This window comes from Fulvimonas soli, assembly GCF_003148905.1.
GTDB lineage: Bacteria > Pseudomonadota > Gammaproteobacteria > Xanthomonadales > Rhodanobacteraceae > Fulvimonas > Fulvimonas soli.
In genome coordinates this window covers 139,752-164,413 of the sequence record NZ_QGHC01000006.1, presented here as the reverse complement: position 1 = coordinate 164,413, position 24,662 = coordinate 139,752, and the positions used below count along the sequence as shown (strand labels likewise).

Genomic DNA, 24,662 nt, shown 5'->3' with positions numbered 1-24,662 from the left:
CCGGACCCGGCAGAACGGTTCCGGGGGACGCCCGCCGCAAACCCGGCCACTCCCAGACCCGGCTGTCATTCCCGCGCAAGCGGGAATCCATCTTCCGGGGTGGCAAGGGCAAAAATGGATTCCCGCTTGCGCGGGAACGACGCCGCAGGGTGACGCGCCCCGCGCCTTCGCGTCCGCGGGCGCGCCCGCGCCCTCGCATTCGGCCACGCGACAGCCGCGCTGGTGCAGAATCGCCGGACCCTCGACCCAGCACGGATGACGGGACATGCCGGCCAACGGCTACTCGCTGCGCGCGAACGTTCTGGAAAGCCTCACCAAGACCAAGCGGCCCGACGTGCCGCTGCCGGTGGTGCTGCGCAATACCGCGGCGGTGATCCTGCCGCTGGCCGCCGGCCTGGCCACCGGCCACACGGCGATCGGCCTGGGCGTCGGCGCCGGCGCGCTGGACACCATGTTCTCCGACCAGCCGGGGCCCTACCGCCAGCGCGTGTGGCAGCTGGCGCTGGCCTCGCTGGCCGCCGGCTTCTCCGCCCTGCTCGGCTTCCTGATCGGCGACCAGCTGCTGCCGATGCTGGTGGCCACCGCCGCCTGCGGCTTCCTCGGCGGCCTGCTGGTGGTGTTCGGCACCGACATCGCGCGGCTGGGCATGACCAGCATGATCCTGCTGGTGGTCACCGCGGCCAGCCCGATCCATTCGCTGGGCGGCGCGCTCGGCGCCTCGGCGCTGATCTTCGCCGGCGGCCTGCTGCTGATGGCGTTCTCGGTCGCCGCCTGGCCGCTGCAGCGCTACCGCCCGGAGCGGCTCGCGCTCGCCGCGGTCTACCGCGGGCTGGCCGCGCTGGCGCGCCAGCAGGCGCACGACGACGCCGACGCGCCGGCGCTGTCCGAGGCGATGAACGCGCTGCAGCACACCCTGCTCGGCCGCCACCACGCGCACGGCCGCGCGATGGAGGCCTTCGGCGTGCTGCTGGAGCTGGCCGAGCGCATCCGCCTGGAGCTCACCGCGATGGCCGAGCTGCGCGCCAGCGCCACCATCCACGCGATGTTCCGCGCCGACGCCGCGCGCGTGCTGGCGGCGATCGGCGACGCGCTGGACGCCGGCGATCCGCCCCTGCAAGCCGAGCGCGCCCTGCAGACCCTGCAGGCCAGCGAGAACGCGCTGCTGCGCGACGGGGAAAGCGACGGCGACGGGCTGGGCCCGCACATCCACGCGCTGTCCGGCCAGCTCGCCGCCGCCGTGCGCAACGCCAACTGGGCCGGCAGCCGCGGCGAACAGCGCGCCGCGGCGGTGGAGCTCTCGCTGCCGGCGGCGCTGCGCGGCGGCTCCGCGCTGGACACCCTGCGCGCCAGCCTCACCCCGCGCTCGGTGGCGTTCCGCCACGCGGTGCGCAGCGCGCTGTGCCTGAGCGCCGCGCTGTGGATCTCGCGCGCGCTGCACCTGCCGCACGGCTACTGGCTGCCGATGACGGTGGCGATCGTGCTGCGCCCGGACTTCGCCGCCACCTTCAACTTCGGCCTGCTGCGCGTGGTCGGCACCGTGCTCGGCCTGGTGCTCACCACCGCCCTGCTGCACGTGGCGCCGGACGAGCCCTGGGCCCACCTGGCGCTGATGGCGGTGCTGTGCATGGGCTTCCGCTACCTGGCCACCGCGCACTACGGCGTGGCGGTGGCGGCGCTGACCGGCACGGTGGTGATCCTGCTCTCCTTCGAGGGCGTGGCCCCCGGCGCCGCGGTGACGGACCGCGTGATCAACACCGCGCTGGGCAGCGGCATGGCGCTGCTGGCCTACCTGCTGTGGCCCACCTGGGAGCGCGGCCGCGCGCGCGCCGCGCTGGCCGACATGCTCGACGCCTACGCCGACTACCTCGCCGCGCTGGCCCACCCGGGCCGCCGCGCCGCGCACCGCGAGATGCGCACCGCCGCGCGCACCGCCCGCGGCAACGCGCAGGCCTCGCTGGAGCGCATGCGCGCCGAGCCCGCCACGCCGCCCGCGCTGCTGGAGCTGGCGCAGGCGCTGTTCGCCAACGGCAACCGCCTGGCGCGCACCGCGATGACGCTGGAGGCCCTGATCGCCAACCACGCCGCGCTGCCGGAACAGGCCGAGACGAGCGCCTTCGTCGACCGCGCCGCGACCGCGCTGCGCGACGTCGCCGACGCGCTGCGCAAGGGCCTGGCGCCGGCCCCGCCGCCGGACCTGCGCGCCCTGCAGCGCAGCCTGGCCGCCCTGCTCGGCATGGCCGACGACCGCGCCGTCGCCGCGCAGCTGGTCCGCGTCAGCGACCGCCTGGTGGACAACGTGGACACGCTGGCCCACGTGGTCGGCCGCAGCCGCGCCGAGGCGAACGGCGCGGCCGGGCGGCGGCGGCTGCGCTCCCCGCGCTGAGCCGCGCCATGTGCGCCCGCCGCACGACCGCGCGGCGCGCGGGACGTACACTGGCCGCATGCTCAAGATCGACACCCACGCCCACATCCTGCCGCGCGACTGGCCGGACCTGGCGGCCAAGTACGGCGACGCGCGCTTCCCGGTGATGACCCACAGCGACGGCCGCCACCGCATCTACAAGGACGGCCGCTTCTTCCGCGAGGTGTGGGAGTCCTCGTTCGATCCGCAATACCGCATCGACGACTACGCCCGCCACGGCGTGGGCGTGCAGGTGGCGTCCACCGTGCCGGTGCTGTTCTGCTACTGGGCGCCGGGGCACCAGGCGCTGGAGCTGCACCGCCACCTCAACGACCACATGGCCGCCGTGTGCCGCGAGCATCCGCGCCACTACGCGGGCATCGGCACCGTGCCGCTGCAGGCGCCCGCGCTGGCGATCCGCGAGCTGGAGCGCTGCATCGACGAGCTGGGCCTGGCCGGCGTGCAGATCGGCTCGCACTGCAACGACTGGAACCTGGACGCGCCGGAGCTGTTCCCGTTCTTCGAGGCCGCCGCCGACCTCGGCGCGGCGGTGATGGTGCACCCGTGGGACATGATGGGCGCCGCCAGCATGCCCAAGTACTGGCTGCCGTGGCTGGTGGGCATGCCGGCCGAGCAGTCGCGCGCGGCCTGCTGCCTGGTCTTCGGCGGCGTGCTGGAGCGGCTGCCGAGGCTGCGCGTGATGCTGGCCCACGGCGGCGGCAGCTTCCCGTGGACCATCGGCCGCATCGAGCACGGCTTCCGCATGCGCCCGGACCTGGTCGCCACCGACAACCCGCGCAACCCGCGCGAATACCTCAAGCGGCTGTACTTCGACTCCTGCGTGCACGACCCGCAGGCGCTGCGCTATCTCCTGGATGTGACCGGCGTCGAGCGCGTGATGCTCGGCACCGACTATCCTTTCCCGCTGGGGGAGCAGCAGCCCGGCAGCGGCATCGAGGCGCTGGGCCTGGCGCCGGACCAGCGGGCACGGCTGTTCCACGGCACCGCGCTGGAGTGGCTGGGGCTGCCCCTGCAACGCTATCTTTCCGACACCTCCACCCGGGAACCGGCATGAGCCTTTCGCGCACCCTCTTCCTGCCCGTCCTCCTGCTGCTGGCCGCAGGCGCGCAGGCCAACGACGTCAGCATGGCCGGCGGCACCGTCAACTTCAGCACGCCGGACAACTGGCAGGGCATCCTGGAGACCCAGGGCGACCCGGAGGTGCACGTGTTCCAGGTGCCCGACCCCTCGCCCACCGCCGGCAGCACGCTGGCGCGGGTCACGGTGACGGTGAAGCAGGTGGCCGACCTGGCCGGGTTCCAGGCCTACCTGGGCAGCGCCGCGCTGAAGGCCAAGTCGCTCGACGGCTACCGCCCGGCCGCCGCGGGCAGCGAGCCCAACAGCTTCGCCTACACCGCGCAGGAGAACGGCGCCGCCTTCAGCTACCGCGAGCGCTACTGGTTCAGGAACAACCACGCCATCCAGCTGCGCTGCGTGCGCCCGCAGCAGAGCCAGGCCGGCGCCGCCTGGATCGCCGCGTTCGACAAGGGCTGCGACCAGGTCGCCGCCGGCCTGCAGCAGTAAGAACCGGAAACGCATGCACGACTACCAAGCCACCGCCGCCTGGGCGCAGGCGCGCGACGCAGCCGATCCGCTGCGCGCCTTCCGCGACGAGTTCCTGGTCCCGCCGCACGAGGGGCGCGACAGCCACTACTTCTGCGGCAACTCGCTGGGCCTGCAGCCGCGCGCGGTGCGCGAGGCGCTGGGCGCGGAGCTGGACTACTGGGGCGAGCTGGCGGTGGAGGGCCACTTCAAGGGCCGCCTGCCGTGGATGGACTACCACGAGTTCGTGCGCGACGACCTGGCGCTGGTCACCGGCGCGCGGCCCTCCGAAGTGGTGGCGATGAACACGCTGGGCGTGAACCTGCACCTGCTGATGGTGAGCTTCTACCGCCCGACGCCGGAGCGCCACGCCATCCTGATCGAGGCCGGTGCCTTCCCCACCGACCGCTACGCGGTGGAGTCGCAGATCCGCTTCCACGGCTTCGACCCCGCCACCGCGCTGGTCGAGCTGGAGGGCGACGAGCCCAACGGCACGCTCTCGCCGGCCGCGTTCGAGCGCGTGCTGGCCGAGCACGGCGCGCGCGTCGCGCTGGTGCTGCTGCCGGGCGTGCAGTACCGCACCGGCCAGGCCTTCGACCTGGAGGCCATCGCGGCGCTGGCGCACCGGCACGGCTGCGCGGTGGGCTTCGACCTCGCCCACGCGGTGGGCAACCTGCCGCTGGCGCTGCACGACAGCGGCGCCGACTTCGCGGTGTGGTGCAGCTACAAGTACCTGAACAGCGGCCCCGGCGCGGTGGGCGGCGCCTTCGTGCACGAGCGCCACGCGCGCGCCGCGCTGCCGCGCTTCGCCGGCTGGTGGGGCCACGACAAGGCCACGCGCTTCCGGATGGGCCCCGAGTTCGTGCCCACGCCCGGCGCGGACGGCTGGCAGCTGTCCAACCCGCCGATCCTGGCGCTGGCGCCGCTGCGCGTGTCGCTGGAGATCTTCCGCCGCGCCGGCATGGCGCGGCTGCGCGAGAAGTCGCTGGCGCTGACCGGCTATCTGGAGTGGCTGGTGAACGCGCAACTCGCCGACCTGCTGGAAGTGGTGACGCCGGCCGACCCGGCGCGCCGCGGCGCGCAGCTCTCCATCCGCGTGCGCGGCGGCCGCGAACGCGGCCGCGCGCTGTTCGAGTACCTGATGGCGCACGGCGTGATCGGCGACTGGCGCGAGCCCGACGTGATCCGCATCTCGCCCGCGCCGCTGTACAACCGCTTCGCCGACTGCCTGGCGTTCGCGGAGGCGGTGAAGGCGTGGAGCGCAGGCGCCTGAGAGGGCGCGCGGCCTAGATGTGGAGCTTCAATAGGTTGTTTTGATCAAGCGTCAGTCGAGCCATGGGTGTCTGACCACCAAGTGCGCTGTGCGGACGGTGGCAGTTGTAGTGGTGCAGCCAGTCCTGCAGCGCCTCGCGCCGCTGCTGTGAGGTAGCGTAGCTGGCCGCGTAGGCCCATTCGCGCAAGGCCGTCTGGATGAAGCGCTTCGCCCAGCGGCGTGAAATGCCGCTGTTCGAGGTGCCCCGGGTTCTGCTCCAGCTGCACCAGCTCGAAGCCGGCACCGGCCTCGCGCCGGAACCGCCGGTAGAGGTCCGCGACGGCGGCGACGGCATCGCGCACGGCAGGCGGGAACGCATCCAGCGCGTAGTGCCGGACCCGCCCGCCGTCGTAGTAGCGCGCCGCGGCCGACAGGTCCAGGCCCAGCCGCCGGCCCAGCATGGCGAACGTCGCCTCGCCCACGTCCTCGTGGAATACCGCCGCCACGACGGCAGGTTGCGCAGCATGCGCAGGTACAGCGCCATCACCGCCAGGAAGCTGCGCAGCAGGGACTCGTGGCTGGCCGGCGCATCGCCGTGCAGCTCTGCCAGGCCGCGCGTCGACATGAGCACGTCCACCGGGTTGCGGAACGTGAAGACGTAGTGCGCCCGACAGAAATGCCGGCAGTGGAAATCGAAGACGCGCCGGCAGGTTCCGGCGGCGTTGGACGGGTTGACCACGATCTTGCTGCCGACGTAGCAGTACGGCCGCGCCAGCTGCTCCAGGTAGTCGGGCCGGCTGGCGTCCTCGGCGAACAGCGGCGGGCAGAAGCTGCTCTTGTCCTCCTGGTGTCCCCAGGAGCGGTGCATCGCGTTGTAGCGGGCGGCGAAATCCGCGCTGCCGGGATCGTCGTGGAACGCCGGCTCGCCGAACAGGAAGACGTGCGGCGAGTCGTTGAGCGCGTTCTGCAGCACCGTGGTGCCGCTGCGCGCCGCGCCGATCACGAACAGCGCCTGCCCGTCGATCTTCTGCAACCCTTCCACGTCCACCCCGCCAGCCTGCGCCGTCCCGAAGCGGCATCATGCGGGCCGGCGCGCGAAAGCGCTCAGTCCCGGCGCAGCGGGTGGCGCACCTGCCCTTCCCCGCGCACCACGAAGCGCTCCACCGTGAGCGCCTCGGCGCCCATCGGGCCGTAGGCGTGCAGGCGCGTGGTGGAAATGCCGATCTCCGCGCCCAGGCCCAGCTCGCCGCCGTCGCTGAAGCGCGAGGAGACGTTGACCATCACCACCGCCGAGCGCAGCGCGTGGACGAAGCGCTCGGCCGCGGCCGCGTCGCGGGTGGCGATCACCTCGGTGTGGTCCGAGCCGTAGCGGCGGATGTGCGCGATGGCCTCGTCGAGGTCGTCCACCACGCGCACGGCGAGGATCAGGTCGAGGAACTCGGCGGCGTAGTCGTCCTCGGTGGCGGGCCCGGCCGCGGGCAGCAGCGCACGGGTGCGTTCGTCGCCGCGCAGCTCCACGCCGCGCGCGCGCAGCGCCTCGCCCGCCATCGGCAGGAAGGCGCCGGCGGCATCGCGGTGCACCAGCAGCGTCTCCAGCGCGTTGCACACGCCGGGGCGCGAGGTCTTGCCGTCGAGCAGCAGGTCCAGCGCCAGCTGGAGGTCGGCGTCGCGGTCCACGTAGAGGTGGCACACGCCCTTGTAGTGCTTGATCACCGGCACGCGCGCGTGCTCGGCGACGAAGCGGATCAGTCCCTCGCCGCCGCGCGGGATGGCCAGGTCCACCACGTCGGTCAGCTGCAGCAGCTCGACCATCGCCTCGCGGCTCAGGTCGCGCATCAGCGCCACCGCCGCCTCCGGCAGGCCGTGCGCGCGCAGGGCGCCGTGCAGCGCCTCGGCGAGGGCGGTGTTGGAGTGCAGCGCCTCCGAGCCGCCGCGCAGGATCACCGCGTTGCCGGCCTTCAGGCACAGCGCGGCGGCGTCGGCGGTGACGTTGGGACGCGCCTCGTAGATCATCGCCACCACGCCTAGCGGGATGCGCACGCGCTCCACCCGCAGGCCGTTCGGGCGCGTCTCGCGCCGGGTCACCTGGCCGACCGGGTCGGGCAGCGCCGCCACCTCGCGCACCGCGGCGGCGATGGCGGCCACGCGCGCCGCGTCCAGCCGCAGGCGGTCGAGCAGCGCGCCCTGCACGCCCTTGGCGGCGGCCGCTTCCATGTCGCGCGCGTTGGCGGCGAGGATCGCCTCGCCCCGCGCCTCGATCGCCGCGGCCATGTCGCGCAGCAGCGCCGCGCGCGCGCCGGCGTCGAGCGCGGCGACGGCCGGCGCGGCGTCGCGGCAGGCCAGCGCCCGGGTTCGCAGTTCGCTCATGCGGGCGTCTCCTCCGCGACGGTCTCGGCGGCGTCGCGCACGGTGGCCAGGTCGTCGCGGTGCACCACCTCGGCGCCATGGCTGTAGCCGAGGATCGCCGCGATCTCGCGGCTGTGGCGGCCGGCCAGCCGGCGCACCTCGGCCGCGCCGTACTGGCACAGCCCGCGCGCCACCGCCCGCGCCGCGCCGTCCACGATCTCGACCAGGTCGCCGCGGTGGAACTCGCGGTGCGCCGCGACGATGCCGCCGGGCAGCAGCGAGGCGCGGCCGCCGGCCAGCGCGCGCGCGGCGCCGGCGTCGACCTCGATGCGGCCCGCCGCCGGCGCGTGGCGCAGCCAGTACTTGCGCGCCTGCATGCGGTTGCCCGGCGCGCGCACCAGCGTGCCGCGCAGCTGCCCGCGCGCCAGCGCCGCGAGCGTGTCCGCGTCGCGGCCGCCGAACAGCGCGGTGGGGATGCCCGCGGCGCTCGCCTTCGCCGCCGCCTCCAGCTTGGTGCGCATGCCGCCGGTGCCCGCCGCGCTGCCGCTGCCGCCGGCCATCGCCAGCACTTCCGGCGTCAGCGCCTCGACCAGGGCGACGGGGCGCGCCGCCGGATCGCGGCGCGGGTCGGCGCCGTACAGCGCGTCCACGTCGGAGGCGATCAGCAGCAGGTCGGCGTCCACCAGCGCGGCGACGATGGCGGCGAGGTTGTCGTTGTCGCCGAGCTTGAGCTCGTCCACCGCCACCGTGTCGTTCTCGTTGACCACCGGCAGTGCGTCCAGCGCCAGCAGCCCGCGCAGGGTGTTGCGCGCGTTGAGGTAGCGGCGGCGGTTGCGCAGGTCGTCGTGGCTGAGCAGCACCTGCGCCACCGGCCGCGCGGACAGGGACTGCCACAGCGCGATCATCGGCGCCTGGCCCAGCGCGGCCAGCGCCTGCCGCGCGGCCAGGTCGCCGGCCGCCGGCTGGCGCTCGCGCAGCAGCGCGCGGCCGGCCGCCACCGCGCCGGAGGAGACCAGCACCACCTGCCGGCCCTCGGCGTGGCCGGCCGCGACGAAGGCGGCCAGCGCCCCGGCGTAGCGCGGCGTGAGGCCGCCGCCGTCGGCGGCCAGCAGGTTGCTGCCGACCTTGAGCACGGCGCGGCGCCAGGGCGGCAGCGGCTGCTCGGGTGGCGTGCGTCCGGGCGGCGCCGCGTTCATGCCCCGGCACCCGCCGGAGCGGCGACGCGGTCGCCGTGGCTCTTCGGCGCCGACACCACCAGGAAGCGCGCGTCGGCGCCGCTGTCGTTGCGCATCTGGTGCGCCGCGCCGGGCGGCACGTGCAGGCCCTCGCCGCGACGCAGGCGGTGCGGCGTGCCCTCCAGTTCCAGCACGGCCTCGCCCTCCAGCACGTAGAAGAACTGCCGTGCGCGCGCGTGGCGGTGGCGCTGCTCCGCCGTGCCGGGCGGCATGCGCTCCTCGATCACGCTGAGGTCGTCACCGGCCAGCAGGTGCCAGCCGTCGCAGCCCTGCCCCCAGCGATAATGTTCGGCGTTTCCCGCCCCGACCGCGCCCATGGAATCCACCGTCTAGACGTCCAGACGCCCGAGTCTAGCGCGCAATTCGTCCAGGCGCAGGTCGTGGCCGGCGCCGGGCGAGACGCGCGCCGCCAGGCTGCCCTCGGGCGTGCGCCCCGCGCCGGCCAAGGCCGCCGCGTCGGCGGCGGCGCGGTAGGCGTCGCGGAACGGCACGCCGGCGGCGGCCTGCTCGATCGCCACGTCGGTGGCGTACATCGCCGGCTCGATCGCCGCGCGCATCGTGCCCTCGTTCCACGCGAGCCGCGCCAGCAGGTCCGGCGCCAGCTCCAGCGCCATCAGGCCGTGGCGCACGCCGTGGAAGATCGAGCCCTTGGAGTACTGCAGGTCGCGCTGGTAGCCGGAGGGCAGCGAGAGCAGCTGCTCGATCTCGGTGCGCGCCGCCGCCACGCTGGCGTAGCTGGCGCGCAGCAGCTCCACCACGTCCGGGTTGCGCTTGTTCGGCATGATCGAGCTGCCGGTGGTGTACTCGGCCGGCAGCGTCACGAAGTCGAACTCGGCGGTGGTGAACAGCGACAGGTCCCAGGCCAGCCGGCGCAGGTCCAGCAGCGCGGAGGCGATCGCCTCCAGCGCCGCCATCTCGAACTTGCCGCGCGAGAGCTGCGCGTAGACCGGCGAGACCTGCATGCGCGCGAAGCCCAGGCTGGCGGTGGTGTGCTCGCGGTCGAGCTTCAGGTTCACGCCGTAGCCGGCGGCGGTGCCGAGCGGGTTGGCGTCGATCCACTCGCGCGTCTGCCGCGCGCGCAGCGCGTCGTCGATGAAGCCCTCGGCGAAGCCGGCGAACCACATCGCGGTGGAGGACACCACCGCGCGCTGCAGGTGGGTGTAGCCGGGCAGCGGAAGGGCCGGCTGCGCGGCGCGGTCCAGGCAGACCTCGGCGATGGCGCGGCAGTGCGCCTCGAGCTGGCCGAGCTTCTCCTTCAGCCACAGCCGCGTGGCGACCAGGATCTGGTCGTTGCGGCTGCGCCCGGTGTGCACGCGGCGGCCGGCGTCGCCCAGCCGCTCGGTGAGGCGCGCCTCGATCGCCGAGTGGCCGTCCTCGTAGCGCTCGTCGAGCACGAAGGCGCCGCTCCCGAAATCCTCCGCCAGCGCGTCCAGCTCGCGCTTGAGCGCGGCCGCCTCGTCCGCGCCCACCACGCCGATGTTGGCCAGTCCTTCCACGTGCGCCTTGCTGGCGGCGATGTCGTGGAGGAAGAACTCGCGGTCGAGCAGCACGTCGTCGCCGGCGAGGAAGCGCATGATCTTCGCGTCGATGCGGATGCCGGACTTTTGCCAGAGGGGCTGGGACATAGGAGTGAGTAAACCAGGAGTGAGAAGTGGGAGAAGGGCAAGACCGGCAAGGTTACGAGGCTTGGGGAGTGCGTTCTTTCTCTCACTCCTCGCTCCGCTCCCCTCGCCCCCGCCTTACCGGTATCGCGGTGCATTCGTCCACGCCAATGGCACGGTTGATGTTCTGCATCGCCTGGGTGGCGGCGCCCTTGAGCAGGTTGTCCAGCGTGGCGACCACCACCACGCGCCTGCCGTCGGCCGACAGCGCGAAGCCGCCGACCTCGGCATGGTGCCGGTGCGCGATGCGGCTCACCCACGGCGCCTCGTCGAGCACCTTCACCAGCGGCTCGGCGTCGTAGGCGTGATGGAAGCGCGCCAGCACGTCCTCGCGCTTCAGCGGCCGCGACAGGTACAGGTTGGTGGTGACGGTGAGGCCGCGGAAGTGCGGCGCCACGTGCGGCATGAACTCCACCGGGACGCCCAGATGCCGGCTCGCCTCCTTCTCGTGCGCGTGGCCGGTGAGCGAGTACGGCATCAGGTTGTCGCGCAGCTTCTCCGGGTCGTTCCTGTCCGAGGGCGTGGTGCCCGCGCCGGAATAGCCGGACACGCCGAAGCACACCGGCGGCGCCGCCAGCAGGTCCTTCAGCGGCGCGACGGAGAGCTGGATCGCGGTGGCGTAGCAGCCGGGGTTGCTGATGCGCCGCTCGCCGCGCCACTTGCCGCGGGTGAGCTCGGGCAGGCCGTAGTACCAGCGCTCGTCGAAGCGGTAGTCGGCGGACAGGTCCAGCAGCAGCGTCTCCGGCGCCGCGGCGTCGATCGCCTCCACGTAGGGCGCCGCCTTGCCGTTGGGCAGCGCCAGGATCACCACGTCGGCGCGCCTGGCCGCCACCGCGGCGGGGTCGAGGTTCTCGTAGCGCAGCTCGCCCGCGTAGGCGTCGCTGTGCTCGCTCACGCGCTGGCCGGCCAGCTCGCGCGAGGAGACGAAGGCCAGCTCCAGCGCCGGATGCGCCGCGATCAGCCGGATCAGCTCCGCGCCGGTGTGGCCGCGCGCGCCCACGATGCCGATGCTCTTCTTGTCGCTCATGCCTGGTCGCCCTGCTCCAGCCTGAAGGCCAGGTGCCGCTTCACGGCCGGCCATTCGGATTCGATGATGGAATACACCACGGTGTCGCGGTAGCTGCCGTCGGGCAGGCGCTGGTGGTTGCGCAGCACGCCGTCCTGCCTGGCGCCCAGCCGCTCGATGGCGGCGCGGCTGCGGCGGTTGAGCCAGTGCGTGCGGAACTCCACCGCGATGCAGCCCAGCGTCTCGAAGGCGTGCCGCAGCAGCAGCGCCTTGCACTCGGTGTTGACCGCGCTGCGCTGCGCGCTGGCGGCGTACCAGGTGTAGCCGATCTCCACGCGCCGGTTGGCCGCGTCGGCGTGGCAGTAGCGGGTGCAGCCGACGATTTCGCCGGACGCCAGCGCGCGTACCGCGAACGGCAGCGCGCCGCCCTCGGCCTGCATCGCCAGCGCCGCGTCCACGTAGGCATCGACCCGCTCCGGCGCGGGCACGCTGGTGTACCACAGCTTCCACAGCTCGCCGTCGGCGGCGGCGCGCCGCAGCGCGTCGGCATGCGCCGTCGCCAGCGGCTCCAGCCGCACGTGGCGGCCCTCCAGCGTCACGGGTTCGAGGAACGCGCCCATGCTCAGTCCACCAGGGTCGGCTGGCGCCGCGCGCAGTGCGCCACGCAGCGGGCGATGGTGTCGAAGCTGCCGTCCAGGCCGTACCAGAACACCTTCCACTTCTCCTGCTTGAAGCAGCCGTCGGACTCGGCGTAGTAGAAGATGTTGACCTGGTTGTTGTGGCGCGAGCGCCAGAACAGCCGCGGGTTCTCCTCGCGCATCACCTGCCACACCGCGCGGCCCAGGCCCTCGCCCTGCGCGTCGTCGAGCACGGCGAACTTGTCCAGGTACGGCAGGCCGTCCTCCAGGGTGAGGATCATCGCGGTGCGGTAGTTCTCGCTCACGTAGACGCGGTACGGCGCGGTGCGCTCGAAGTAGTCCGGCACCAGCGTGCGGCCGAAGCTGGACTCGATCAGCGCGCGCAGGCGGTCGCGGTCGATGCCGTCCCACGAGGTGAAGCGCAGCACCTTCTCGCCGCGGCGCACCAGCGTGCCCGAGCCCTTGTGGGTGAACAGCTCCTTGGCCAGCTCCGACGGCCGCGTGATCGACACCGAGGAGGTCAGCGGCAGCTTGTCCAGCAGGTCGGCGATCTGCTCGATCTTCAGCCGCATGCCGCCGCTGATCCACGGCTGCGCCATCAGCTGCTCGTACTCGGTGGACAGGTTGATCGAGTCGATCACCCGCCCTTCCCCGTCCAGCAGGCCGCCGGTGCCGGTGAGGAAGATGATCTTGTACGGCTGCAGCACGCGCACCAGCTCGTTGGCGGCGAAGTCGGCGTTGATGTTGAGGATCTGCCCCTCGTCGGTCTCGCCCAGGCTGGCGATCACCGGGATCGAGCCCGCGCGCAGGCAGGCCTCGATCGGCTCCAGGTTGATGCGCTCGACCTTGCCGACCATGCCGTAGGTGTCGCGGTCCAGGTAGCTGGCCATGAACACGCCGGTGGGCACCGAGGTGGCGCGGGTGTCCATCGACTGCAGCGCCTCCACCAGCTTGAGGTTCTGCTGCTGGAACACGCGCCGCACGATGCCCAGCGCCTTCGGCGAGGTCACGCGCAGGCCGTCGACGGTCTTCTTCCCGATGCCGGCGGCGGCCAGCTCCTCGTCGAGCTGCGGGCCGGCGCCGTGCAGCACGATCGGGGTCAGCCCCACCTGCTGCAGGAAGGTCAGCGAGGAGGTGAGGTCGCCGAGCTCGTCGCGCAGCACCGCGCCGCCGACCTTCACCACGGCGAAGCGCTTGGCGTCGAGCTGCGAGAAGCGCTTGAGGTACTGCTGGATCTCCTTGGCGCTGCCCATCGCCGAGAGCAGCCGCACGATGGTCTGGCGCGTGTTCTTGTGCTTTTCCACGGTCATGTTTTCCTGTACGGCTTATCCTTTGCGTTCGTCCTTGAACGCGAGAATCAAAAAGCGGCCATCCATGGCCGCACTTTTCAAGTTTGCACTCACCCTCGAACGCAAGAACCGGAAAGCGACCTTCCGTGGCCGCACCGCTCGACGATGCGATGGATGGTCTCGGCGTAATGCTCGAGCTGGTCCAGCGCAACCCACTCGTCGGCGGTGTGCGCCTGCGCGATGTCGCCGGGGCCGTAGACGAAGGCGGTGTAGCCGGCGGCGGAGAACAGCGCCGCCTCGGTCCAGAAGTCCACCGCGTTGCCGACCGGGATGCCCAGCTCGTCGGCGAGGTCGCGCGCGGCCAGCCGGCGCGCCTCGGCGGCGGCGGTGTCGCCGGCCGGCAGCGAGGGGCCGCGGAACAGCTCCTCGAACGCCACCGGATGCGGCTCGACCAGGGTGCGGAAGGTTTCCAGCAGGCGGTCGGGGTCCATCGTCGGCAGCGGGCGGAAGCCGAAGCGCACGTCCGCCGTGGGCGCGATCATGTTGGCCTTGATGCCGCCCTCGACGCGGCCGATGTTGAAGCGCAGCCCGGTGAGCCCGCCGAAGCGCTCGTGCGCCTGCGCCTGCACGTAGTCCAGCGCGGCCGCGCCCCAGCGCACCAGCTGGTGCACCGCGCTGTCGCTGGGCCTCTGCTCGCCCGAGGCGTGGCCGGCCTGGCCGGCGAAGCGCATCTGCACCGAGTGGATGCCGCGGTGCGCCAGCACCGCCTCGCCCCTGGTGGGCTCGGCCACGATCACCGCCCGATAACGCCCCTCTCCCTGCCGATGGCTCCCCTCTCCCTGCGGGAGAGGGGCTGGGGGTGAGGGTTCGGCCAGAGCGGGAGTCCCCGCCCCGCCCGTACCCTCGCCCCGGCCCTCTCCCGGAGGGAGCGGGAGCAAGCCTTCAGGGCGCGGGGGAAAGGCGCGCAGGAAGCCGGCGATGCAGCGCGGGTCGTTGGCTTCCTCGTCGGTGGAGAGCAGCAGCGCCATGTCGCCGTCGCTGGCGTTCGCCACCGCGAGCAGCGCCGCCGCGGCGCCCTTGATGTCGCAGGCGCCGAGGCCGATCGCGCGGTCCGCCGTCACGCGCAGCACGTGCGGGTCGGCCGTCCAGTGCGGCGAATCGGGCACCGTGTCCAGGTGCACGTTGAACAGCACCTCCGGCCTGCCGCGCACCGCGTGCAGGGTCACCGCGCCGGCGCCGTAGTCGGTCACCGTCACCTCGAAGCCCGGCAGGTGGGCGCGCAGGTAGTCGAAGATGCCGCCGGTGCCGATCGCGCGCGGCGGATTGCGCGTGTCGTAGCCGACCAGCGCCCTGAGATGCTGCAGCGTGGCGTCGAGCAGCGCGTTCATGCCGGCACCCCACGCCGCTTAGCTCCTCTCCCTGCGGGAGAGGGATTGGGGTGAGGGTGCGGGCGGAGCAAGGCGTCGCGGCGAATCCGCACCCTCGCCCCCCGCCCCTCTCCCGCGAGAAGAAGGGAGCAGAGCGCAGCGTTCATGCGTCGTCGCTCCGATTGACCTCGGCCCACAGCGTGCTGCTCATGCCGAACAGCTTGATGAAGCCCTCGGCCTCGGCCACGCCCCAGTCGGCCGACTGCGCGTAGGTGGCGCCCTTGGCGTTGAGGATGTGCGGCGAGCGCACCTCCACCGCGGTGACCAGGCCGCCGCTGGTTTCCAGCACCACCTCGCCGTTGACGCAGGCCTGGCTGGAGGCGAGGAAGGCCTCCAGGTCGGCCTTGACCGGGTCGTGGAAGAAGCCCTCGTACACCACCTCCACCCACTTGCGCGCCACCTCCGGCTTGAAGCGGTTCTGCTGCTTGGTCAGCACGGCCTCCTCCAGCGCGCGGTGCGCGGCGAGCAGCGAGACCAGGCCCGGCGCCTCGTACACGATGCGGCCCTTGAGGCCGATGGTGGTGTCGCCGGTGTACATGCCGCGGCCCACGCCGTAGGGCGCGAACAGCGCATTGAGCTTCGCCAGCAGCCTGGCGCCCGGCAGCCTCTGGCCGTCGAGCGAGACCGCCTCGCCCCGCTCGAAGCCCACCGCGACCCGCAGCTTCTCCGCCGGCCACTCGGCGCGCGGCCTGCACCAGCCGCGCGCGCCCTCGCCCGGCGCCTTCCACTGGTCGATCTCGCCGCCCGAGAGCGTCACGCCGAGCAGGTTCTCGTTGATGGTGTAGCTCTTCTGCCTGGCGCGCACGCCGAAGCCGCGCTCCTCCAGGTACTGCTGCTCGTAGGCGCGCGTCTGCGTGTGCTCCTTCTGGATCTCGCGGATCGGCGCCACGATCTCGTAGTCGCCCAGCGCCTTCACCGCCAGGTCGAAGCGCACCTGGTCGTTGCCCATGCCGGTGCAGCCGTGCGCGATGGCCCTGGTGCCCAGTTCCCCGGCGCGCGCGATGGCGGCGTCCACGATCAGGTAGCGGTCGGACACCAGCAGCGGGTACTGGCCCTGGTAGGCCTCGCCGGCCCACACGAAGGGCTTGACGAAGCCGTCCCAGATCGCCGGGCCGCCGTCCACGGTGACGTGGCTGGCCACGCCCAGCTCCTTCGCGCGCTGCTCGATGTAGGCGCGCTCCTCGGCGTCCACGCCGCCGGTGTCGGCGAAGATGGTGTGCACGGCCCAGCCGCGTTCCTTGAGGTAGGGCACGCAGAAGCTGGTGTCGAGGCCGCCGGAGAAGGCGAGGACGATGTGCTTGGAGCCGGGACTCGGGGAAGCGGTTTGCAGCGTCATGTCGGATTCCTGAAAAGATGCCTTGAGGGAAGGATGTGGGTGGGTCGGCACCGGCTTCTAACCGAGTCCCGGAGCCCGGGTCCCGATTCCCGGTTCCACGACGATGCGCGGCTCGCAGCGCACCGGGAAGTTCACGGAATGGGCGATGAAGCAGGCGTGGTGCGCCGCCTCGTGCGCGGCCTCGGCCTTGGCCGGGTCGCTGGCGGCGCTGATCGTCACCGTGGGGCGCAACACCACCCCGGTGAAGCGGCCGCCGTCGCCCCCGGCCTGCATCGTGCCCTCGGCGGCGTCGGCGTAGGCGGTCACCACCACGCCGGCCACGGTGGCCATGTGCAGGTAGGACAGCATGTGGCAGGCGCAGAGCGCGGCCACCAGCATGTCCTCGGGATTGTGCCGCGCGGCGTCGCCGCGGAAGGCGGGGTCGGAGGAACCGGCGATTTCCGGCTTGCCCTCGATGCGGATCACGTGGTCGCGGCCGTAGGCGCGGTAGCCGGAGGTGCCGCTGCCACGGTTGCCCGTCCATTCCACGTCCACGCGGTAGCGGTGCGGGTGGTTCATGGCGCAGGTGTCTCCCGTTCGGCCATCCATCCGGCGAGCGCCGCGTCGCCGTCCCCGCCGCGCCGGCGCAGGCCGGCGATCACGCCGAGGCGGTTGCGCTCGGGATGGTTCTGGCTCAGCTTGAACTTGCCCTCGATGCGCTCGACGGCGATCTCGATGCCGACGATCGCGCGCAGCAGTTTCTCGACGTGGTCCGCCGGCGCGTCGTCGACGCGCCACGGCTGCGGCTCGCTCGCTTCGTGACGCCCGGTGAGGCGGTCCAGCAGGGCGCGCAGCCAGGCCGCGTCCTCGACCACCTTCAGGTGACCGTGCACGTGCGCCACCGCATAGTTCCAGGTGGGCACCTCGTGCCCGGTCTCGTGCTTGCTCGGGTACCAGTTCGGGCTGACGTAGCCCTGCGCCCCCCGGAAGATCGCCAGCACCTCGGCGCCGTCCAGCCTCGCCAGCTCGTTGCCGCGCGCCACGTGGCCGTGCAGGCTGCCGTCCACCAGCTCGAGCGGCAGGTGGTTGGCGTCGAGCCCCGCCGCGGAGCGCGCCACCACGGTGGCGAACGGGTACGCGCGGATCAGCCCGTGCAGGGCCTCGGCGCGCGTCTCCTCGAAGGACCGGGGCACGTACATGGCGCGGCGCTCAGCCCTGGCCGGCCAGCGCGGCCATCACCGCCTTCTGCACGTGCAGGCGGTTCTCCGCCTCGTCGACCGCGATGCAGTACGGCGCGTCCATCACCGCGTCGGTGGCCTTCACGTTGCGGCGCAGCGGCAGGCAGTGGCTGAACAGGCCGTGGTGGGTCAGCGCCATCTTCGCCTCGTCCACGATGAAGTGCCGGTGCGCCTCGCGGATCGGCTTCTCCTGCTCCCAGCGGCCGAAGAACGGCAGCGCGCCCCAGCTCTTGGCGTAGACCACGTCGGCGCCCGAGTAGGCCTCCTCGATGTCGTGGCTGACCTTCAGCGAGCCGCCGTTGGCCTGCGCGTTCTCGTAGCCGGCCTGCATGTAGCGCTCGTCCAGCACGTAGTCGGGCGTGGGGCACAGCAGGGTCACGTCCATGCCCATCTTGGTGGCGATCAGCAGCGCCGAGTTGGCCACCGCGGTGTTGAGCGGCCTGGGGTGGTAGGTCCAGGTGAGCACGTACTTCTTCCTCGTGAGGTCGCCCAGGCGCTCGCGCAGCGCCAGCGCGTGCGCCAGCTCCTGGCACGGGTGGGTGATCGTCTCCATGTTGATCACCGGCACCGTGGCGTACTGCGCGAAGGCCTTGATCACCTTGTCCTCGCGGTCCACCGACCAGTCCTGGAACTTCGGGAAGGCGCGCACCGCGATCAGGTCCACGTAGCGGCTCAGCACGCGCGCCACCTCGGCGATGTGCTCCTCCGGCTCGCCGTCCATCACCCTGCCCGGCTCGAACTCGATCGGCCAGGCGTCCTTGCCCGGCGACAGCACGATGGCGTGGCCGCCCAGGTGGAACGCGCCCAGCTCGAAGCTGGTGCGCGTGCGCATGGAGGGATTGAAGAACAGCAGCGCCACCGATTTGCCCGCCAGCTGCTGGCCGCGCGGCGAGCGCTTGAAGGCGGCGGCCTGCTCCAGCAGGGCGTCGATCTCGGCGCGGCTGTAGTCCTGGGTGGTCAAGAAGTGTCGAAGTGCCATGCAACGCTGCCCTTTTGTGAGGCCCGCCTCCCGGCGGGAATCGGAAACGAAAAGACCCGGCGCGTCGGCCGGGTCTTTGTCGTCGAAACATGTGAAACGCTGGCGACAGCCTACCCGGCCGGATGTCCGTCCAGCGGTCGGCGCGCACGCGAGGTCATGCCAGCGGCCATGCGGGCGCTGGTGAGCACGGTGGCGGTATGGACGGCTGCGGTCATGGGGGTTCCGGGTGGTGGAGCGCGCATCATGACGTGAATCGCGCTGCTGCGCAACAAGCGCGTCCGGACGGCCAAACCCCGGAAAGCGGACCGCCGCCCAAAGGCGGCGGTCGCGGCAAGGCCGGAAGCGCGGCGCACTCAGTCGGCGGGGGTGACGCTCACCCGCACCCGCAGCCGCTCGCCCGGGTCGTAGTTGAGGCGGGAGACGTAGACCTCGCCGCGATAGCGGTATTCGACGTCGTAGCCCATGATGCGGCGCTGTTCGGACACCGTGCTGACGTTGCGGCAGGTGGTCTGGGTGCCCTCGTAGCTGGAGCCGCGGCGCGCCACGCCGTTGCCGATGGCGCCGCCGGCCACCGCGCCGGCCACGGTGGCGGCCTTGCGGCCGTCGCCCTTGCCCACGGTGTTGCCCAGCACGCCACCGACGATGGCGCCGAGCACGGTGCCGGCCGTGGTGTTGCCAGCCTCCTGGCGCACCACCGGCTGGTCGTAGCATTCCTGCTGCGGCACCTCGGTGCGCGCCACGCCGTAGATGGGGTCCACGCGCAGCACGTCGGCCCAGCCGTAGTGGCTGTTGTCGTCGCTGGCATAGCGCGCGTCCTGCGCGGACGCGCCGGCAGCCGCAAGGGCGAGTACCAGCGCGGGAACGAAAAGCTTGGCCATATGACCTCCGGATCGGGGCATGCTAGGCGCTTCTCTGCGCTTTGCCCGCCATTGCAGCAAATTCACACTGAATCGATGCTTAGAACTCCCGTCGGCCGGCGGGCCGGCTCACGGCTTGTTAAGATGAACGGCTGACCTGCCCGCCGCCCGGACGCTCCGCATGCCGATCCAGCTCTACAACAGCCTCAGCCGCCGCATCGAGCCGTTCGCGCCGCTCGACCCGGAACGGGTGACGATGTACCTGTGCGGGCCCACGGTCTACAACTACGTGCACATCGGCAACGCGCGCGGCCCGGTGGTGTTCGACGTGCTGGTGCGGCTGCTGCGCCGGCGCTACCCGCGCGTGGTCTACGCCCGCAACATCACCGACGTGGACGACAAGATCAACGCCGCCGCGCTGGAGACCGGCGCGCCGATCGGGGAGATCACCCGCCGCTACGCCGCCGTCTACCACCAGGACATGGACGCGCTGGGCGTGGCCCCGCCCGACGTGGAGCCCTACGCCACCGCGCACATCGGCCCGATCGTCGCGATGATCCAGGCCCTGATCGCCGGCGGCCACGCCTATGCGGCCGAGGGCCATGTGCTGTTCGACGTGGGCAGCTACCCCGACTACGGCCGGCTGTCCGGCCGCGACACCGAGGAGCTGATCGCCGGCGCCCGCGTGGAGGTCGCCCCGTACAAGAAGAACCCCGCCGACTTCGTGCTGTGGAAGCCCTCCACCCCGGAGCTGCCCGGCTGGGACAGCCCGTGGGGCCGCGGCCGCCCCGGCTGGCACATCGAGTGCTCGGCGATGAGCGAGGCGCACCTGGGCGAGACCATCGACATCCACGCCGGCGGCGTGGACCTCCTGTTCCCGCACCACGAGAACGAGATCGCGCAGTCCACCTGCGCGCACGGCGGCAAGACCTTCGCGCGCTGGTGGCTGCACAACGGCATGCTCACCTTCGGCGGCGCCAAGATGAGCAAGTCGCTGGGCAACATCGAGAAGGTGCACGACCTGCTGCAGCGCCACGCCGCCGAGGCGCTGCGCTACGCGCTGCTCAGCGCGCACTACCGCCAGCCGCTGGACTGGTCGGCCGATCTGGTCGAGCAGTGCACGCGCACGCTGGACCGGCTGTACGGCACCCTGCGCGACCTCGCCGCCGTCGAGGCGGCGCCGGCGCTGCCCGCCGACGTGGAGCAGGCGCTGGAGGACGACCTCAACACGCCCGCCGCGCTGGCCGCGATCAACGGCTACGCCCGGCAGGCGCGCCACCTGCTCGCCCAGGCGGCCCCGCCGCGCGGCGGACTCGCGGCGGTCAAGTCCGCCCTGCTCGGCGGCGGCGCGGCGCTGGGCCTGCTGCGGCAGGACCCCGAGGCCTGGTTCAAGCAGGCGGCGGGCAACGGCGTCGACGCCGCGCAGGTGGAGGCGCTGCTGGAGGAGCGCCGCGCGGCGCGCGGCGCGCGCGACTTCGCCCGCGCGGACGCGATCCGCGCCGAGCTGGCCGCGATGGGCGTGGTGATCGAGGATGGCGCGCAGGGCACGCGCTGGAGCCTGGCGAAGGGGTGACGAGCGAGGGGTGAGGGGCGAGTAGCGGGGGCGCGACGCCATCTGCCGCGTCGCCCTCGCTACTCGCCCCTCACCCCCTATCGCCCATAATGCGCGCATGAACGACACCGCCACCGCCAGCGCCGCCGAGGCGCAGCAGCAGATCGCCGAGGAGTTCGCCTTCTTCGGCGACTGGACCGAGCGCTACCAGTACCTGATCGACCTGGGCAAGCAGCTGCCGCCCTTACCGGAGCGCCTCAAGACCGAGGACTACCGCGTGCACGGCTGCCAGTCGATGGTGTGGCTGGTGCCCAGCGGCGACGCCGCGCGCATGCACTTCGACGCGGCCAGCGACTCGGCCATCGTCTCCGGCCTGATCGCGCTGGTGCTGCGCGTGTACTCCGACCGCCCGGCGGCGGAGATCCTCGCCACCGAGCCGGAGTTCATCAAGGCGATCGGCCTGGCCAAGCACCTCTCGCCCACCCGCTCGAACGGCCTGGCCGCCATGCTGGCCAGGCTCAAGCAATACGCGGCCGAGGCCCTGCAAAGAGCGCCGTAAGAGCGCGTCACGATCTCCCGCGCCGCGTGCCGGGAGCCGTCCGCGCACGGGTCTGGCAGGAGCGAAGGGGCGCGGGAAAGCGCCAGCTTCGAGGAGAGGGGCGCGTCGGTCCATGGCGGCGCGGCATGCGTCGCGGCCGGAGGCCGCGATCGACCTGGCGCGAGACCGCCACGGCCGGACGCCGCCTCCCTGCCCGCCCCGTGCTTCATCCAGCCGGCCTTGCCGGCGCGCCGCCTCGGAAGATTTCGAACAGGCGCCAAGACCGACGCGCAGCGCGAACCCTGCGGCGAGACGCGGCTGCGCGGCCACGCCGCGCAGCCGCGGCGCTGACACATCCGGAAAAAGCCAAGGCCCCGCGCGGAGGCGGGGCCTTGCCGTCGCAGCGCGGGCGGAACGCCCGCCGCCCTCAGTCGCCCATCTGCTTCTGCAGGTGCTCGCGGCGCTCCTGCGCGTCGAGCGAGAGCGTGGCGATGGGGCGCGCGTCCAGGCGCTCGATGCCGATCTCCTCGTCGGTCTCCTCGCAATAGCCGTAGCGGCCTTCCTCGATCCGGCGCAGCGCCTTGTCGATCTTGGAGATCAGCTTGCGGTAGCGGTCGCGGGTGCGCAGCTCCAGAGAGTTCTCCGTCTCGCGGGTGGCGCGCTCGGCCTCGTCGCCGACGTCGCGGACCTCGTCGCGCAGGTTCTCCATGGTCTGGCGCGACTCCTCCACCAGCTGTTCGCGCCATTCGCGCAGCTTGTTGCGGAAGTACGCCAGCTGGCGCGGGTTCATGTACTCCTCGTCGGGCGAGGGACGGTAGCCCTCGGGCAGGTCGATGTTGACCGTGGCCGGGAGCGCGTAGCGCCCGTCTTCGCGGGTGATGCCGTTGTCGAGTGTGGCGAGGTTGTTCTTCATTGAGGACTGCGGGGATTTCTGCTTCTTGGGTGGGGTGGCCGGCACCGTGGCGGTGGCCACTCGCGGCGTCGCCGGCGCGACCGCGCTGGCGACCTTGCCCCGGAGCGGCGCGGCCGGCGGCGCCGGGGAATGCTGCTGGACGGCCGGCGTCGGCTTCGCGGCGGCCTTGGCCGCCGCGGCCGGCCGCGCGGCCGGTTTCGCCGGCGCCTTGGCGACGGCGGGCTTCCTGGCGGCCGGCTTCGCCACCGGCTTGGCGGCCGCCTTCCTGCTGGCGGGCGCGGCCTTGGCCGGCGCCTTCTTCACGGCGGGCGCCTTCCTGGCGACCGGCGCCTTCTTCGCCGGCTTCGCCGCCGGCTTGCGGACGGCCGGCTTGCCGGCCGCGGCCTTCCTGGCCACGGTCTTCTTCACGGCGGCCTTGGCCGGCGCCTTCTTCGCCGCCGGTTTCCTGGCGGGAGCCGCCTTCTTCGCGGGCCGGGCGACGACCTTGGCGTGGCTGGCGGTGGCGGCCTTCGACTTGCCCGCTGCGGCACCCTTCGCCTTCTGGCTGGCGGGCTTGGCCTTGTGCGCCTTGGCGGCGGTCGAACTACGCGTGGTTTTCGCCATTTCCCTCACCATTTTGGCCGTGGCGGCCGGGTGTTATAGCCCATGAACATCACCCCGGCAACCGTGTTTCTGGAATACTTGCGGTATCCCATGCAGGCTGTTTTTTTCCAGCAGCACGAATGCCGTGACCCGTTTGATACTTCTGTTGCTCGGCCTGTACAAGCGCATCCTCAGCCCGCTGCTCGGGCAACGCTGCCGCTTTTACCCCAGTTGCTCCGATTATGCACGGGTCGCCGTCGCGCGCTTCGGCCCGCTGCGCGGCGGGCTGCTGGGGCTGTGGCGCCTGGCGCGCTGCCAGCCGCTGTGCGCGGGCGGCCCCGACCCGGTGCCCGAACGCTTCCATTTCCCCCGCTGCCGCCCTTCCGGAGAACCGCATGTCCACTGACTGGCTGATCAAGAACGCCGAACTGGTCAACGAGGGGCGCCGCTTCCACGCCGACCTGCGCGTGCGCAGGGGCCGCATCGACGCGATCGGCGGCGACTTGGACGCCAGGCCCGGCGAGCAGGTGGTCGACGCCGCCGGCCTGTGGCTGCTGCCCGGCATGATCGACGACCAGGTGCACTTCCGCGAGCCCGGCCTCACCCACAAGGCCGACATCTGGCACGAGTCGCGCGCCTGCGCCGCCGGCGGCATCACCAGCTTCATGGAGATGCCCAACACCCGGCCGCCCGCGCTGGACCGCGAGGCGCTGGAGGCCAAGTACGCGCGCGCCGCCGAGACCTCGGCGGTGAACTACGCCTTCTACCTGGGCGCCAGCAACGACAACCTGGCGGCGATCCGCGCGCTCGACCCGAAGGCCGCGCCGGGCATCAAGGTGTTCATGGGCGCCTCCACCGGCAACATGCTGGTGGACGACCCGGAGGTGCTGGACGGCATCTTCCGCGAGGCGCCCACGCCGATCATCACGCACTGCGAGGACACGCCGACGATCGACGCCAACCTCGCCGCGGCGCACGCGAAGTACGGCCAGGACATCCCGGCGCGCGAGCACCCGCTGATCCGCTCGCGCGAGGCCTGCATCAAGTCGACGCGGCTGGCGATCTCGCTGGCGAGGAAGCACGGCAGCCGGCTGCACGTGCTGCACATCTCCACCGCCGACGAGCTGGCGCTGTTCGAGCCCGGCCCGGTGAAGGGCAAGAAGATCACCGCCGAGACCTGCGTGCACTTCCTGCACTTCTCCGACGCCGACTACGAGCGCCTCGGCTTCCTCATCAAGTGCAATCCCGCGATCAAGACCGCCGCCGACCGCGAGGCGATCACCCGGGCGCTGGCCGAGGGCCGCCTGGACGTGCTGGCCACCGACCACGCGCCGCACCTGCTGGAGGAGAAGGCGCAGAAGTACGACCAGGCCCCGTCCGGCCTGCCGCTGGTGCAGTTCGCGCTGCAGGCGGCATTGCAGCGCGTCGCCGAGGGCAGGCTGACGCTGGAGCGCGTGGTGGAGGCGGTGAGCCACGCGCCGGCCACGCTGTTCGACGTGAAGGAGCGCGGCTTCCTGCGCGAGGGCTACGCCGCCGACCTGGTGCTGGTCGATCCGCGCAGGCCGCACGCGGTGACGCGCGCCGAGGTGCTGTCCAAGTGCGGCTGGTCGCCGTTCGAGGGCGAGACCTTCGCCCACTCCATCGCCGCCACCTTCGTCAACGGCCGGCGCGTGTGGGACGGCGCGCGCATCGACGAGGGCGTGCGCGGCGAGCGGCTGGCGTTCGCGCGCTGACGCGGCACTCTGGGAGCCTGTTTGCGCTAGCATCGGCCGCTCGTCGATGGCCGCCGCCACCGCCCGGGCGTGGGAGACGCTCCGCGGCCCCGCCGTCG

At 72.5% G+C, this 24,662-nt stretch carries 22 protein-coding genes and 2 pseudogenes; 8 read left to right on the top strand and 16 right to left on the bottom strand.

From position 1 onward, the window contains the following. Positions 1-265 precede the first annotated feature (265 nt). From C7456_RS09445 to kynU, 4 genes are read left to right on the top strand one after another with little or no spacing between them, the layout of a single operon-like run. Positions 266-2,383, top strand: coding sequence for an FUSC family protein (locus tag C7456_RS09445; protein ID WP_109723497.1), 2,118 nt, complete (start codon positions 266-268; stop codon positions 2,381-2,383). 58 nt (positions 2,384-2,441) lie between these two features. Continuing rightward, positions 2,442-3,476: an amidohydrolase family protein gene (locus C7456_RS09440; RefSeq protein ID WP_109723609.1), complete on the top strand. Its 1,035-nt coding sequence runs from the start codon at positions 2,442-2,444 to the stop codon at positions 3,474-3,476. Then, positions 3,473-3,985 (top strand): hypothetical protein, encoded by a 513-nt coding sequence (locus tag C7456_RS09435; protein ID WP_109723496.1) that lies wholly within the window; start codon positions 3,473-3,475, stop codon positions 3,983-3,985. The genes C7456_RS09440 and C7456_RS09435 overlap by 4 nt, the downstream gene beginning before the upstream one ends. A gap of 13 nt (positions 3,986-3,998) precedes the next feature. Then, positions 3,999-5,276 carry a kynureninase gene (gene kynU, locus C7456_RS09430; protein ID WP_109723495.1) on the top strand — a complete coding sequence of 426 codons (1,278 nt, stop codon included), beginning with the start codon at positions 3,999-4,001 and terminating at the stop codon, positions 5,274-5,276. Positions 5,277-5,289: 13 nt separating this feature from the next. Here kynU and C7456_RS17515 read toward each other — a convergent pair. The 15 genes and pseudogenes from C7456_RS17515 to C7456_RS09360 all read right to left on the bottom strand — a co-directional run. Then, positions 5,290-5,487: pseudogene (locus C7456_RS17515) on the bottom strand (integrase core domain-containing protein); the annotation flags it as partial. 291 nt (positions 5,488-5,778) lie between these two features. Continuing rightward, positions 5,779-6,258, bottom strand: a pseudogene (locus C7456_RS17510) (sulfotransferase); the annotation flags it as partial. Between the two features lie 101 nt (positions 6,259-6,359). Then, the gene (locus C7456_RS09420) at positions 6,360-7,622 is read right to left on the bottom strand and encodes a glutamate-5-semialdehyde dehydrogenase (protein ID WP_109723493.1); all 1,263 of its coding nucleotides are present in this window, start codon (positions 7,620-7,622) and stop codon (positions 6,360-6,362) included. Further along, positions 7,619-8,797: a glutamate 5-kinase gene (gene proB / locus C7456_RS09415; protein WP_109723492.1), complete on the bottom strand. Its 1,179-nt coding sequence runs from the start codon at positions 8,795-8,797 to the stop codon at positions 7,619-7,621. The genes C7456_RS09420 and proB overlap by 4 nt, the downstream gene beginning before the upstream one ends. After that, positions 8,794-9,153, bottom strand: coding sequence for a cupin domain-containing protein (locus C7456_RS09410; RefSeq protein ID WP_109723491.1), 360 nt, complete (start codon positions 9,151-9,153; stop codon positions 8,794-8,796). The genes proB and C7456_RS09410 overlap by 4 nt, the downstream gene beginning before the upstream one ends. Before the next feature lie 12 nt (positions 9,154-9,165). Next, the gene (gene argH, locus C7456_RS09405) at positions 9,166-10,461 is read right to left on the bottom strand and encodes an argininosuccinate lyase (RefSeq protein ID WP_109723490.1); all 1,296 of its coding nucleotides are present in this window, start codon (positions 10,459-10,461) and stop codon (positions 9,166-9,168) included. 82 nt (positions 10,462-10,543) lie between these two features. Next, the gene (gene argC, locus C7456_RS09400) at positions 10,544-11,524 is read right to left on the bottom strand and encodes an N-acetyl-gamma-glutamyl-phosphate reductase (RefSeq protein ID WP_109723489.1); all 981 of its coding nucleotides are present in this window, start codon (positions 11,522-11,524) and stop codon (positions 10,544-10,546) included. Continuing rightward, positions 11,521-12,123: a GNAT family N-acetyltransferase gene (locus C7456_RS09395; protein WP_109723488.1), complete on the bottom strand. Its 603-nt coding sequence runs from the start codon at positions 12,121-12,123 to the stop codon at positions 11,521-11,523. Before C7456_RS09395 ends, argC begins: the two co-directional genes overlap by 4 nt. 2 nt (positions 12,124-12,125) lie before the next feature. Then, a complete protein-coding gene (locus C7456_RS09390; RefSeq protein WP_109723487.1) occupies positions 12,126-13,451 on the bottom strand; it encodes an acetylglutamate kinase in 1,326 nt (441 codons plus the stop codon). 89 nt (positions 13,452-13,540) lie between these two features. After that, positions 13,541-14,818, bottom strand: coding sequence for an acetylornithine deacetylase (locus C7456_RS09385; RefSeq protein WP_109723486.1), 1,278 nt, complete (start codon positions 14,816-14,818; stop codon positions 13,541-13,543). Between the two features lie 142 nt (positions 14,819-14,960). After that, the gene (locus C7456_RS09380) at positions 14,961-16,193 is read right to left on the bottom strand and encodes an argininosuccinate synthase (RefSeq protein WP_109723485.1); all 1,233 of its coding nucleotides are present in this window, start codon (positions 16,191-16,193) and stop codon (positions 14,961-14,963) included. 57 nt (positions 16,194-16,250) lie between these two features. Continuing rightward, positions 16,251-16,751, bottom strand: coding sequence for an OsmC family protein (locus C7456_RS09375; RefSeq protein WP_109723484.1), 501 nt, complete (start codon positions 16,749-16,751; stop codon positions 16,251-16,253). Beyond that, positions 16,748-17,371 carry an FMN-binding negative transcriptional regulator gene (locus C7456_RS09370; protein WP_109723483.1) on the bottom strand — a complete coding sequence of 208 codons (624 nt, stop codon included), beginning with the start codon at positions 17,369-17,371 and terminating at the stop codon, positions 16,748-16,750. The genes C7456_RS09375 and C7456_RS09370 overlap by 4 nt, the downstream gene beginning before the upstream one ends. Before the next feature lie 10 nt (positions 17,372-17,381). Beyond that, positions 17,382-18,389 (bottom strand): N-acetylornithine carbamoyltransferase, encoded by a 1,008-nt coding sequence (locus C7456_RS09365; RefSeq protein WP_109723482.1) that lies wholly within the window; start codon positions 18,387-18,389, stop codon positions 17,382-17,384. A 353-nt stretch (positions 18,390-18,742) separates the two neighbouring features. Next, complete coding sequence (locus C7456_RS09360; RefSeq protein ID WP_109723481.1) at positions 18,743-19,267, bottom strand: glycine zipper 2TM domain-containing protein; 525 nt, start codon at positions 19,265-19,267, stop codon at positions 18,743-18,745. 160 nt (positions 19,268-19,427) lie between these two features. On the opposite strand from C7456_RS09360, the gene cysS reads away from it, so the two are divergent. Both cysS and C7456_RS09350 read left to right on the top strand, forming a co-directional pair. After that, the gene (cysS, locus tag C7456_RS09355) at positions 19,428-20,819 is read left to right on the top strand and encodes a cysteine--tRNA ligase (RefSeq protein WP_109723480.1); all 1,392 of its coding nucleotides are present in this window, start codon (positions 19,428-19,430) and stop codon (positions 20,817-20,819) included. Between the two features lie 97 nt (positions 20,820-20,916). After that, a complete protein-coding gene (locus C7456_RS09350; RefSeq protein ID WP_109723479.1) occupies positions 20,917-21,357 on the top strand; it encodes a SufE family protein in 441 nt (146 codons plus the stop codon). Positions 21,358-21,763: 406 nt separating this feature from the next. On the opposite strand, the gene dksA is transcribed toward C7456_RS09350, so the two are convergent. Beyond that, a complete protein-coding gene (gene dksA, locus C7456_RS17740; protein WP_170120197.1) occupies positions 21,764-22,852 on the bottom strand; it encodes an RNA polymerase-binding protein DksA in 1,089 nt (362 codons plus the stop codon). 124 nt (positions 22,853-22,976) lie between these two features. On the opposite strand from dksA, the gene yidD reads away from it, so the two are divergent. Together yidD and C7456_RS09330 are read left to right on the top strand one after the other, a co-directional pair. Then, positions 22,977-23,237, top strand: a complete 261-nt coding sequence (gene yidD, locus C7456_RS09335; RefSeq protein WP_109723476.1) for a membrane protein insertion efficiency factor YidD — start codon at positions 22,977-22,979, stop codon at positions 23,235-23,237. Then, positions 23,227-24,564, top strand: coding sequence for a dihydroorotase (locus C7456_RS09330; RefSeq protein ID WP_109723475.1), 1,338 nt, complete (start codon positions 23,227-23,229; stop codon positions 24,562-24,564). The genes yidD and C7456_RS09330 overlap by 11 nt, the downstream gene beginning before the upstream one ends. Positions 24,565-24,662: the final 98 nt, after the last annotated feature.